The organism is Paenibacillus sp. FSL H7-0940 (assembly GCF_037979415.1).
GTDB lineage: Bacteria > Bacillota > Bacilli > Paenibacillales > Paenibacillaceae > Paenibacillus > Paenibacillus amylolyticus.
Window position 1 is genome coordinate 4431025 of the sequence record NZ_CP150280.1, and the last position, 12624, is coordinate 4443648.

The window sequence follows — 12624 nt, forward strand, 5'->3', positions numbered from 1 at the left end:
TCCCTCCTGACTAAGCCATCCGTTGCTGCGCGGCCAGCCTCATAATATTCTGCTCAGTTGCCTCGGCTCCATCTACGATTCCGGTGAGACGCCCTTCACTCATCACCATAATGCGATCCGACATGCCCAGCAGTTCGGGCATCTCCGAGCTAATCATGATAATGCTTTTGCCCTGACGAGCCAGTTCCGTAATAATGGTGTAAATCTCAAACTTGGCTCCTACATCAATTCCACGTGTCGGTTCATCCAGCAACAGAATCTCCGGGTCGGTCAGCAACCAGCGCGCTAGCAGAACTTTCTGTTGATTGCCGCCAGACAGGTTGCGAATCAGCGTGTTAACTGAAGGCGTTTTGGTTCTGAACTTCTGCGTCTGCTCACGTGCCTCTTCGCGGCCCTTTTTCTCGTCCAGCAAGCCCACACGATTTCGGTAGCGCCCCAGACTGGCAATGATCGTGTTCTCATACACCGACAACACCGGAAAGATTCCTGTGACTCTTCGTTCTTCCGTGAGCAACGCAATGTTATGACGCTTCGCTGCTGCGGGGGAATTAATCTTAACCTTGCGCCCATGAATCGAAATCGTACCTGAAGCGAGTCCACGCAGTCCAAACAAGGACTCAATCAGTTCTGTCCGCTGTGCTCCAACCAGGCCGCCAATGCCAAGCACTTCACCTTTTCGCAGCTCAAAGGATACATCACAGAACGATTTGGACTGGTTTGATGTCAGACCCTCGGCTTTTAATATCACTTCACCGGGCACATTCGTCCGTTCCGGGAAACGTTCGTCCAGATCACGGCCAACCATACGCGTAATGATCAGATCTGTCGTTAGATCCACAGCATCCCATGTCCCGACAACGAAGCCATCACGCATGATTGTCACTTCATCCGAGATCGTCAGGATCTCCTCCATCTTGTGTGAAATATAGATAATAGATACACCGCGACTGCGCAGTTCATTAATAATGGTAAAGAGCTGATCCACTTCCTTGCCTGTCAGGGAAGAAGTTGGCTCATCCATGACGATGACTTTGGATTGAAAAGAGACGGCCTTGGCGATTTCCATGGATTGAATCTTGGAGACAGACAGTGTTCCCGCCTGAGCCTTCGGATCAATATCCAGGTTCAAGTCCTTGAACAGCGCCAGTGTATCGGTATACATGCGTTTCTCGTCCACCAGTATCCCCCTCATCGGAAAACGACCCAGCCATATATTCTCCATCACCGGACGATGCGGGACCGGATTCAGCTCCTGATGAATCATGGATATGCCTTGCTGAAGTGCCGCTTTGGAATTCGGAATATCCACATCCTTTCCTTCGATACGTATCGTTCCTTCATCCGGGTGATACATGCCGAACAGACATTTCATCAGTGTGGATTTCCCCGCTCCATTCTCTCCCATCAAGGCGTGAACCGTCCCCGGTTTCACTTTCAATGTGACCTGACTTAGTGCCTGCACACCCGGAAATGCTTTGGAAACTCCATTCATCTCCAGCAGGTAAGGTGACTCCATCTTGGTTCCTCCCTTCCATATGACCGGCAAAAAAGGGACGCTACCCGAATGTCGGACGTCCCTGTCTCGTGCTGTTATTGGGCGTCGGCGATGTTGTCTTTTGTAATCTTTTTGTATGCAATCCAGACATATTTACCATCTGTAATATCGTATTTGGTATTTTCCTTTGTTGGTGTCTCACCTTTGGCAAGTACGGAAGCCAGTGCCACCGTGGCTGCACCCTGATTCTTGGCATCATTAAGCACCGTGCCCAGCATTGTGCCATCCTGGAGAGCCTGAATGGCTGGAGCTGTTGCATCCACACCTACCACCGGCATGGATTTGCCATCTTTGAAGTATCCGGCTGCTTTCAATGCCTCAATGGCTCCCAAGGCCATGTCATCATTGTTTGCGAGAACGGCTTCAATCTTGTCACCATGGGAAGCCAGGAACGCCTGCATTTTCTCCTGACCTTTCACCCGGTCCCACATCGCCGTGTCTTCCGCCAGTGCTTCCACTTCGATTCCGGCATCCTGGATCGCCTGAACCGAATATTTGGTCCGAAGCTCTGCATCCTGGTGACCCGGTTCCCCTTTCAGCATGACGTATTGCAGTTTGCCATCGCCGTTTTTGTCCGCTTCCGGATGTGCTTTCCAGTAATCCACAATCAGCTGACCGGAGATCGTACCGGACTCCTCCGCTTTGGCTCCTACGTAATACACCTTATCCCACTTGTTCATATCTTCCGCCACCGGCTCACGGTTGAGGAATACCACTGGAATGTTCGCTGCCTTGGCCTTGTCAATGATGACACCCGCCGCCGTCCGGTCCACCGGGTTCACGGCCATTGCGTTATATTTCTTAGACACAAACAGGTCCACTTTCTCATTCTGGGTCGGCTGTGCATTCTGGCTATCCACGATATCCAGAGTCGCAACACCTTCCGCTGCTGCGGTCATGGCATTACGTACACCCGTCATGAATGTATCATCAAATTTGTAGATGGCAACACCAATCTTTGGCGTTTCCGTACCGGCTGCTGTCTGGCCTCCTGTATCTGTTCCCGTACTTCCACCTGCACTGTCTCCGCCGCTGCTACACCCCGCCGTCACAACCATACATGCCGTAATCAACAGTGTCATCCATGTCTTCTTCATATCCTAATGACCTCCCCCAAGTTCATTCGGCTTCACCGATGTCTTTATTATGAAAGGGTTTACATTAAATTCGAATACAATATCTTCACCTGTTCTATCGAAATCTTCCTCAAGTTAACAAACACCTTCATTTCTTCATTCAGTATTCGTTCCGGCACTCGTTCCAGCATTGGTTCATTGTACAAAAGGAAACAACAGCTTCTGGTTATCCATCCAGAACATATTGTCTGTACTAACCAGCTTGGTCTCAAGTAACACTCTCGCTTGCACCTGTTGATTGTTCAGCCGCGCAACGGCTTGATTCAATCCCAGATAACCTGCACTGTATCCATTCTGGACGATGAGATGATCAAAGACCCCTTCTTGCAATTGCTCCAGTTGTTGTTGTTCACTGCCGAATCCAACAATCCTTACCTTGTCCGCAGAGTTGCGTCGATTCAGTTCATCTGCTGCTCCCAGAGAAGCCGGTTCCTGAAGAGTAATGAAACCATCTACCTCCTGCTGGTCCAGCAATTGCTTCGCAGTCTGCCAACATCCATCCCGTGTATTACATATCGATTTGGGTTCCACTTGAATATTAGGATACTGTACCAAGGCTTCCATAACTCCCTGCTCTCTCTGAATCAGACCCGAATTAAGAGGATCGGGGCCCAATAAAGCCACATGCCCTTTCCCTTCCAGAAGCTCCGCCATAGCCTGGCCGGCCTGTCTTCCAGCCTCCACATTATCCATGGAGATGACGCTGGTGATGCCTTTCACGGGAAATTCATCGTTAAGCACTATGACCGGAATGATGGCTCCATCTGAATTCATTGCCTGCGCCTCCTGAACAATGTCGCTAAGCGCCTTCTCGCTCAAAGGATCGACTAATAGAGCTGATGCTCCCTGCTTCAGAGCCGATGCGGCGGCCTCCACTTGAGCCTGCTCTCGCCCACTGCGAGACAACGTATGGCTGTTGATATTTTCCTGTTTGACCTGCATCTGACTTCTAGCAGAGTCCAGAATGGCAGGCGTGTACACATCACCATCGGAAGGGTATGCTTCCACGGTAATCAGTTCGGCCCCGTTCTCTTTGGCAGCCGCTTCGGCACCAAGCCGGATAGCTTCCGCAAGTTCCCCTGTCCCAGCTGGCGTAATCAGCGCGATACGTGGCGGTACTGTCGTAGCATCGGGACTCGATAAGCCACAGGCGCTGCATATGAGCAGACAGCAGCTTGCAGCTGTCTGGGTTACTAACCGACATTTCCGGATTCCAGGAAAGCTCGCAGCAACCTTTTTCCAAAACGTACGAATATTCAATCTTTTACCTCTATGGGCATCGTTCCTATTCACTTGGTTGTCTGTCATTAGGCTCGCCCTCCTTCTGCTGCGATTGAATGGGAATCCGAATCCAGACCGTGGTTCCTTCTTCCAACTCACTTGCAAATTCAAGTCCGAAGCCCTCCCCGTAGTAAAGCCGAATTCGGTCATGGACGTTGCGTACCGCTACGCCGGAGCCTGCACCGCTTTTGACAACCGGACTGCCACTCAATAATCCCGACATCTGTTCTTCCGTCATGCCGACCCCATTATCTGTAATGCGAAACACCAGCTTGTTGTCCTCACGATAAACATCAACCTCAATACTTCCTTCGTCCATGTGGTACTCGATGCCATGAACAATGGCGTTCTCAATCAAGGGCTGGAGCACCAGCTTCAATGTCAGGCAATCCAGAAGCGTATCATCTGCCTTAATCGTAAAGTTGAATTTGCGCTTGAACCTCATCTGCTGAATCGTCAAATAATGCTGCGCATGCTCCAGCTCTTCCCTGATCGTGATAATCGTTTTGCCTTGACTAAGACTGATGCGGAACAGGCGAGAGAGAGACGTGATCATCGTAATCACTTCCTCATTGCGGCTCATGCCTACCATGCGCACTACTGAATTCAGAGTATTATATAAAAAATGTGGATTGATCTGGGCCTGCAAGGCTTCCAGCTCCAGACGCCGCTTCTGCTCCTGTTCATGGATGATCTCATCCATCAAGGTTCGGATTTTATTGACCATCAGGTTGAAGCGACGGGATAGTCGTTCCACCTCCAGCGGCCCTTCAATAGGCAACTCCACGTTGAAATCCCCGCGCTCCACGGCCTTCATCTTGCGCTCCATTCGCCGGATCGGACGAGTCAGACTGGAGGAAAGAAACAGGGATACGAGAATGACCAGTACCAGTACAACGACCAATACACGAATGAGATATCCGTTCACTTCCTGGCGAGTGGTCATAATCTCATCCAGATAAGCAACACCGACGATTTTCCACCCGATATTGGCAACGGACTTCACGGTATTCAGCCTTTTCTGCCCATCTGCTTCATCTTCGTAACTGCCGGAAGCCACCAAAGCCTGTTCGATATTCTCGCTTTTGAGTCCCATATACATCAATTGTTGCTGCGGATGGTACACGATATTGCCCGCACTCTCATCGATGATATAGACATATCCCCGTTGCCCCAGACTGACCCGACGGCTCAGTTCATCCATCTGTTTGAAATTGATATCGACCAGCAAAATAACCTGCCGATCCTGACCATTTTGCCGTATCGTTATGCCTTTGCTCATGGAAACGACCCATTTATATGGGCCTGTGTACATGTTCTGAATATGAGGTAACGAGAAACTCAGGTGATCCGGCACACGAAGCGCAGACTGAAACCACCCTTGCTGTGTCACATGGGCGCTGGTTTTTAATTCGGCTGTAGGTCGGTTCTTGAGCAATTTCCCCGTGGAATCAAGCAAAGTAATCGAGATGATATCTTCACGACTGCTGAGCAGTGTGTCAAGCTGTTTGTCCACCAGTTCCCCTTCCCATGTCCCGTCACGCAGCATGTGTTCCTCAATGGCACGGTACAGATGCGACATACTGCGGACGTAATCCTCCAGATTATAACTAACCTGATCCACAATCTGTCTCGTCGTCAGTTCCGCACTTCGCTCGGCAGCCTGCGTGAACTTGTCATGCAGAAGCATCGCCATGATGGTTAGCACCAAGACGATGAAGACGGAAAAGGACCACGTAATAATAAACCGGATACTGCTGACTCTGGACGAACGCAGACGAGAGCGTAATTGGGGTCCCATGGACTTCACCCATCTGGACAAGAACTTCATCGGATCGAACCTTCACTTGCCGCCTGGGAAGCCTGTTTACGATATTCTTTGGGCGAGACACCAATATGTTTTTTGAAACAAAAACTGAAGTAATTGGGTTCGGCAAAGCCAACCTGCTCCGCAATCTCAAACGACTTCAGCTCGGTCGAGCGAAGCAGCTCACGCGCTGCCTCCATTCGGATCTGCATCAGGTACTGCAGGAAGGTAAGTTGTACTTCTTTTTTGAAAATGCCACAAAAATAACCGGAGCTGATATGCAGATGGCCGCACACCTTCTGAATGGATAGGTCAGGGTCGGCATAATGCTCTTTCGTGAAGACTAACGCCTGCTCGACAATATCTTTGTATACATGCTGGCGTCCGCTCGCAATGCGATGTTGCACGAGTAGACAGACCTCCTGTACCTTCTTCTGTGCCTCAGTGAGTCCCGGCAGTCGGAACAAATCCGCATACAACTGGAACCCTGCACCAAAGATGTCTTCCATCGCTTCTCCTGATGCCTGTGCTGCCTTCCATACTGTTGTTAATATTTCAATTAAATAGAGCTGAATATCACTTCGCCCGTGTTCCACTGTAATTTCCCGGAAAATGATCGCAAGTGCTTCCTCCAGCTCTGCTTGTGTACCTGCCTTCAGGCAACGTGTCAGCGTCTGCTGTTTCAACTCATCAAAACGCAGCTTGCCCGCCGTCTGTCGCTCCACGTCCGCAATGTATATGATTGAATCTGTCCCGGGCACAAGCCGATAATCCAACGCCAGCAGGGCATCTTCATAGGCATGATTCACATCCGCGAGTGTATCCACAATCTGACCAGATCCCACTGTAGCCGGGATACGTAAGTAGTGATTGATGCTGCGCATCACATTTTCCAACGCTTTCTGTTGCCGTTTCGCTCCATCTGTACCGCCCGTGCGATCCACATAGAGCAGGACAATCGTCTCCTGATGCATAAAAGCATGACCAGCCCCATGCTCCGCCCAAACTTCTGCCGCAATGTTAAGTGCAGCAAAACGCTTCAGTTCAGCATCCTCAGATTGACGCAAGGAACCTCCGGGAATGAATATCTCAGACTGATCCGCTACCTCGGATGATGTTTTGTTATGTCGCTGTGGGGGCTCGCTGAATACTCCCTCAGACTTCTCCTTCTGCACATCTCCATCCATATGCAGTGTCAATACGGACACCCCATAGCGTTCCCCTGTCAGATTTAATCCGCATTGTTTGGCTTTACTATGAATATATGTTGAGGATTTCTGTCGATGGAGCAAAGTCGCCATCAGATCTGCCTGTAATAAAGGCAAACTGGTATGATAGTGCTCACGCAGCTGCTGTACATCTTCACGCTCAGCCACTTCAGACGCCATCTGGGCGCGCAATCTTGTGAGCAGTTCGGTGAGATGCCCTGCCGAGAACGGCTTCAGCAGATATTCATCCACACTTAACGAGATGGCTTGCCTCGCATAATCAAATTCATCATATCCAGTCAAAATGACCACCTTCACGAGTGGATTACGCTTCCTCAATCTTTGTGCGAGTTCCAGACCATTCATGAATGGCATGCTGATATCCGTCACCACAATGTCCGGCTCCACCCGCTCCGCCATCTCCAATGCTTCCCGCCCATTCTCAGCCAAACCGACAATCCGCAGATCGAGCGCTTCCCAATCGACCTCTACAACAAGTCCTTCACGCACATCTTCTTCATCATCCACCAGCAGTACCCGGTACACGTTTGGATTCCTCCCTTTTGATGACGGCCTTAGCCCTATCAACGAATATATATGTAACATTGTGAATCATTTGATTTCATATTGCTCACCGAATTGAAGCAAAATGCAAAGGCTCATGTTGATCTGTTCCAAGGTTGCCATCATAATATACAATATTATCAGGGATATGTAATCGCTTTCTTTGTTAGAGGTAAGGCAACCCTGTCGGGCAGTGCCTAAGTGAAATGTGAAGGATCGTATATGAATGGTAAAGGTAGGTTAAAGTAATATAAACACGGAAAATTTCGAAGTACTTCTAATAAGAGGTGTTTTCATTCTGACTATAATTCAGACTTCATTCTTGTTCTTTACGATGATTCGTACTTAATGCTTTAAAATAAATCATTGTTGTATCTGGGTTGGTGTGTCCCATTATCTCGGCCAAACGGTGCAGTGGCGTATGCTCAGCCATGGCGTAGCCAAAACGATGACGCAGGTCGTGTGAACTCAGTCCTTCCAGCCCTGCTGTTATCATTACTTTTTTAATCAGGTGACGCAATGCTCTCTCCGTTAAACGATCATTTGTCTTCTCTGAAGGAAAAAGATACGCACGATCGGTAGCAAGATCAGATAAGTACTGATTCAACATGACAACACACTGCATATTCATAGGGATCTTACGTTGCACGTTGCGTTTATCGGCTCTCACTGTCAAGTGACCGCTTCGTCTACCAAGTTCGATATCATGAGGCTTGAGGTTGCATACCTCCATCGTTCGCAAGCCTGTGTGAAACATAAGGGTCAGGATGGTCTGATCACGAAGTGAATTACCATACTCCACTGCTGCTAGGAATGCCTGCTCTTCTTCAAATGTCATTCGACGTGGACTTACTTTGTCTTCCGGAATGAATTTTAATGGTTTGGAAGGGTCATGACTCAGCCTGGATTCCAAGACAGCCCATTTGAAAAAACGCTTCAGCGTAATCAATCTCCGGTTAATGGTGGCTGGTTTCAATAACATAACTTGGTGAGCATCTTCACGATAACTGACTAAAGTGGATGTATCCACATCTTCAATTCGCAGTGAAAACTCTGCGCTGAGCATGGTGCTTTCCTTGTACCATTCGATAAAGTGCTTCAGATCACTTGCATATTCCTTCACGGTTTTGGGATGCAATTCCCCCTCTTTAGCAAGCATATGTATGAATTCCTCTACTGTCGGTTCCCGCTGCACCGAAACCCCTGATGACTGATTCATTAGAAAATACCTCCAAATCTTGACTTATATTAGCGGACATGGTATTATCATATTAATCGATACATTAGCGGACATCAAGTTCGTGGTTTAAATGCACCAGGTGAGTGTCAATTTTAAATTATACTCGTCATAATGATCGGCTAAAAACTTATTTTTTGGAGGAATCACATGCAAACAGGTACAGTGAAATGGTTCAACGCGGATAAAGGATTCGGCTTTATCGAAACTGAAGAAGGAACAGATGTATTCGTTCATTTCAGTGCAATTCAAGGTGAAGGTTACAAATCTTTGGACGAAGGTCAACGCGTTCAATTTGAAGTAACTCAAGGTAACCGTGGACCACAAGCTGAGAACGTTACTAAACTTTAATTATATGAAAGCTGCCTTATTAATAAGGCAGCTTTTTATTTACACATATGTTGCACAGTAAAGAAAAGATTTCACATCCCAAGATTGAAAGCGAGGTATTCCCCATGGATAAAGAACAATTGATCACAGAAGTAGCTAAGGCTGGCGGTTTCTCCAAGAAGAATGCTGAAAAAGCTGTAACCGTTGTACTGGACTCGATTCTCGAAGCTCTCAAAGAAGGCAAAGAAGTTCAACTGGTCGGATTCGGGAAATTTGAAGTGCAGAAGCGTGAGGCAAGAACGGGAAGAAGCCGGAAAACAGGCAAAGAAATTCAACTACCTGCAGGTAAAGTTCCTGTATTCACAGCAGGCTTAAGCATGAAAGAAGCTTTAAATTAAACAACGCAACAACTTATTGAAAAGAGGTTTTTATTCAAACACACAATGATAATATGGATTTAAATGTCGTGTTTACTACCGTTGATGATATCATTAACTTTTATTCAGGCAAACAGACAAACTCGGATCATACAGAAAATCACACTCATTTGAAGCCCCCATCAACAAAGTCTGATTGTACCCTACGACCACCCACCCGTTAAATTACATTTCATCTTGGACAACCAGAGGCCCTGATCCGCTCAAAACGGTCCAGGGCCTGATTTGCTTGGAAGCCGGCTCCGTCAGGAACCAGCTTATTTGTCTTTTAAGCACAATGCACATCCATCCTATTTGCTGTTCAGAAGTTCGCGCAAGATCTGTAGATCATATGTAGAGACAAGTCGTTCCAAATGCGTATCCAGCCATTCCTCATCCTGATCCCACCACTTCAATTCCAGCAGCAGTGCAATCGTCTCTTCGTCAAAACGCTTTTTAACAGTCTTGGCTGGGTTACCACCAACAATCGTATAGGGTTCAATGTCCTTAACAACGGTTGAATTGGAGGCAACGATTGCCCCGTCTCCAATCGTGATACCAGGCATGATCGTCACATTTTGTCCAAGCCATACATCGTTCCCCAGTAACGTATCACCCTTATATGGAAGTTGTTCCAGTGTAGGTGTCACACGCTCCCATCCTCCACCAAAAATGTTGAACGGATACGTGGTCATCCCCTCCATCCGATGATTCGCACCATTCATAATGAATGTCACACCTTCCGCAATTGCACAGAAATTTCCAATGACCAGGCGATCACCAATAAAGTCATAATGATGCTGTATCCGGTCATAGAATTGCTCTGGCGGATTTGTGTTATCACTATGATACGTATAATCACCGATGTCCACGTTGGAGCGCGGCGGCAGGTTTTGAATGTAACATACCGTACGGATATTCTCATTCGGGAAAAGTTTTGTTTTATCAGGGGCCATATTGTAGTCCCTCCTTTTCCCTATTGTAACAGATATTAAATCTTAAACGGACTAAGTGAGGTCTGCAGCTCTGTCGACACATCAGACAAAATAGCCGCAGATGCCTTGATCTGCTCTACCGACTTGAGCTGTTCATGGACAGAATCGGCAGCCTGTTGTGAATTGGTACTAGCCGTTTGCGCATGGCGAGCGATCTCATGCACAGAAGCTACAATCTGCTCCACGCCTGCGGACATCTCTTCACTTGTCGCGGCCATGTCCTCAATCTCTGTAGCCATACGCAGATTTGTATCCCGGATCAGGCTGAAGTTTTGCTCCGTTTCCCGGGTCAAGCGCAGTCCTTCCTGTACTTCGTCCTTCACTCTCGACATGGCCGATAGCGATTGCTGCATATCTTGTTCCATGGCTTCGACCAGTTCTTCAATACGATCTGAAGAGTCTCCGGCTTGTTCAGCCAGTTTACGAACCTCGGTAGATACGACGGCAAATCCTCTGCCATGCTCCCCTGCTCTTGCTGCTTCAATGGATGCATTGAGAGCAAGCAGATTCGTTTGATTTGCAATCTCATGAATGGCGGAAACCATCTGGCTAATCTGTGCCGACTTCCCTTCCAGCATACGAATGACTTCATCCGTTGTGGTAACGGAAGATTCAATGGTAGACATCTGCTGAACGGTAAGTTGCACCGCTTCACCTCCGGTTTCAGCCTGTTTACGTGAATACAAAGCAGAGTCCGAGATGCTGGAGGCCTTGTCCGCCATGCGTTGTACGGCTATCGCCACTTCTTCCATGGCCTGCAGATTTTCTTCCGTACTAATTGTCTGACTCTCGGCTCCTTGTGCGACTTGTTCAACGGAGGATGCAATCTGCGCCGATTCTTTGGACGTTTGGTCCGCAATCTTCAGTAGCAGCCCAGTCGAATGCTCTGCTTTCTCCGCAGCTTGAAGTCCTCCTTGAATGATGACCTGGAGATTACTTCTCATCTCATTGTATCCCATGCCCAGCATGCCAATCTCGTCTTGGACGTTGTCCACAACTGGCTGTGTGAAATCGCCCGTACCCGCACGTTTAATCGCTACGGATACCCGTTCGATTCTTACTCTCACCCTGCGAACGTACAGCAGGATCAGGGTAATTGCGACTAACATTGCAAGCAGGAATACGATCAGGAATGTCTTGAGGAACGAGGAGATAATCACATCAATTAACGATTGAGAAGCGCCAACATAGAAAATTCCGATAATCTCTCCGGATGCGTTCTTGATTGGTTCATAGGCCGTCTGATATTTCTGACCCACAACCACGGCTTCACCGAAGTATTTTTCCCCTTGTTGCAAAACGGTCTGGGCGACCTCGTCCGATACCTTCGTGCCGACAGCACGCTTTCCGTCCACCATGACATTTGTTGCAACACGTTCGTTACCTCGGAAGATCGTCACCGTGTCCCCAGACGCTTGTCCAATCTCATCCACCAGTTCGAAGTTACCCTCCAACGCGGTATCGCCCTTGAATAATTGTCCATCCTTAATGGCCCAATCTCCTGGATGCTTATATGTAATGATACTATTCGCCATCTCCAAATCTCGCTTTGCCTTCTCTGTAGCAAATGTCGTGATCCCCTGCCTCATCTCCAGGATTACACTTACCGCCACGGCTGAAGAGAAGACGATAAATATACTGATAACGATCAAACTGATTTTGGTACCGATGCTCATGCTTCGCATGTGTGTGAGCCACCCTTTTCCCTATGTAATTGTGGGGATATTCAAGCCAATTTCGATTCCGTTTCGAATATCACTATAGTCTTATCGGTAGGAGTGTTCACAATATTTATAATATTTCAGTGACTTTTATCACGGTAATCAAAATTAAAAATCAAAGTTTTTCCGCTTTCTCCGTAATTATGTGAGAATGATCTGCTGTCTGGAAATTTAGAGGAGTTATATAAGTTGAACTAAAGAATATATACACTGGATACTCCGATGACAGAACAACCTTTCAATGAAGTTTTCTTTCAGAAAGCTTTTAGGCGAACGCTCCGCTTCTTCAGGTTCTTTCTGTCCTCTACGTTTCATGTAGAAGTGTTTAGTTCAATTTATGTTGCCAACCACATATCCAAGTGTTATATTTATGT

10 protein-coding genes are annotated in these 12624 nt (G+C 47.7%); 2 read left to right on the plus strand and 8 right to left on the minus strand.

Annotated features, from left to right (window positions below; all coding sequences use genetic code 11):
• Positions 1-10: 10 nt before the first annotated feature.
• From MHB71_RS19660 to MHB71_RS19685, 6 genes are all read right to left on the minus strand, one after another.
• Positions 11-1516: a sugar ABC transporter ATP-binding protein gene (locus MHB71_RS19660; protein ID WP_340027344.1), complete on the minus strand. Its 1506-nt coding sequence runs from the start codon at positions 1514-1516 to the stop codon at positions 11-13.
• Between the two features lie 74 nt (positions 1517-1590).
• A complete protein-coding gene (locus MHB71_RS19665; RefSeq protein ID WP_105600894.1) occupies positions 1591-2652 on the minus strand; it encodes a galactose ABC transporter substrate-binding protein in 1062 nt (353 codons plus the stop codon).
• A gap of 174 nt (positions 2653-2826) precedes the next feature.
• Positions 2827-3999: a substrate-binding domain-containing protein gene (locus tag MHB71_RS19670; RefSeq protein ID WP_340027345.1), complete on the minus strand. Its 1173-nt coding sequence runs from the start codon at positions 3997-3999 to the stop codon at positions 2827-2829.
• Positions 3977-5773 (minus strand): sensor histidine kinase, encoded by a 1797-nt coding sequence (locus MHB71_RS19675; RefSeq protein ID WP_340027346.1) that lies wholly within the window; start codon positions 5771-5773, stop codon positions 3977-3979. Before MHB71_RS19675 ends, MHB71_RS19670 begins: the two co-directional genes overlap by 23 nt.
• Before the next feature lie 26 nt (positions 5774-5799).
• Complete coding sequence (locus MHB71_RS19680) at positions 5800-7533, minus strand: response regulator (protein WP_340027347.1); 1734 nt, start codon at positions 7531-7533, stop codon at positions 5800-5802.
• A gap of 334 nt (positions 7534-7867) precedes the next feature.
• Positions 7868-8770 (minus strand): tyrosine-type recombinase/integrase, encoded by a 903-nt coding sequence (locus MHB71_RS19685; RefSeq protein ID WP_340027348.1) that lies wholly within the window; start codon positions 8768-8770, stop codon positions 7868-7870.
• A gap of 168 nt (positions 8771-8938) precedes the next feature.
• On the opposite strand from MHB71_RS19685, the gene MHB71_RS19690 reads away from it, so the two are divergent.
• Complete coding sequence (locus MHB71_RS19690; RefSeq protein ID WP_017690333.1) at positions 8939-9139, plus strand: cold-shock protein; 201 nt, start codon at positions 8939-8941, stop codon at positions 9137-9139.
• A 104-nt stretch (positions 9140-9243) separates the two neighbouring features.
• Positions 9244-9516: an HU family DNA-binding protein gene (locus MHB71_RS19695; RefSeq protein ID WP_036606368.1), complete on the plus strand. Its 273-nt coding sequence runs from the start codon at positions 9244-9246 to the stop codon at positions 9514-9516.
• Positions 9517-9845: 329 nt separating this feature from the next.
• Here the strand turns inward: MHB71_RS19695 and MHB71_RS19700 are convergent, their stop codons facing one another.
• Both MHB71_RS19700 and MHB71_RS19705 read right to left on the minus strand, forming a co-directional pair.
• Entirely contained in the window at positions 9846-10490 is a 645-nt protein-coding gene (locus MHB71_RS19700) for a CatB-related O-acetyltransferase (RefSeq protein WP_340027349.1), read from the minus strand.
• A 35-nt stretch (positions 10491-10525) separates the two neighbouring features.
• Complete coding sequence (locus tag MHB71_RS19705) at positions 10526-12214, minus strand: methyl-accepting chemotaxis protein (RefSeq protein WP_340027350.1); 1689 nt, start codon at positions 12212-12214, stop codon at positions 10526-10528.
• Positions 12215-12624: the final 410 nt, after the last annotated feature.

Bases quoted from the DNA above. Each gene is read 5' to 3' on its own strand.
- MHB71_RS19660 (WP_340027344.1), bottom strand. From the start codon at position 1,516: ATGGAGTCACCTTACCTGCTGGAGATGAATGGAGTTTCCAAAGCATTT.
- MHB71_RS19665 (WP_105600894.1), bottom strand. From the start codon at position 2,652: ATGAAGAAGACATGGATGACACTGTTGATTACGGCATGTATGGTTGTG.
- MHB71_RS19670 (WP_340027345.1), bottom strand. From the start codon at position 3,999: ATGACAGACAACCAAGTGAATAGGAACGATGCCCATAGAGGTAAAAGA.
- MHB71_RS19675 (WP_340027346.1), bottom strand. From the start codon at position 5,773: ATGGGACCCCAATTACGCTCTCGTCTGCGTTCGTCCAGAGTCAGCAGT.
- MHB71_RS19685 (WP_340027348.1), bottom strand. From the start codon at position 8,770: ATGAATCAGTCATCAGGGGTTTCGGTGCAGCGGGAACCGACAGTAGAG.
- MHB71_RS19690 (WP_017690333.1), top strand. From the start codon at position 8,939: ATGCAAACAGGTACAGTGAAATGGTTCAACGCGGATAAAGGATTCGGC.
- MHB71_RS19695 (WP_036606368.1), top strand. From the start codon at position 9,244: ATGGATAAAGAACAATTGATCACAGAAGTAGCTAAGGCTGGCGGTTTC.
- MHB71_RS19700 (WP_340027349.1), bottom strand. From the start codon at position 10,490: ATGGCCCCTGATAAAACAAAACTTTTCCCGAATGAGAATATCCGTACG.
- MHB71_RS19705 (WP_340027350.1), bottom strand. From the start codon at position 12,214: ATGCGAAGCATGAGCATCGGTACCAAAATCAGTTTGATCGTTATCAGT.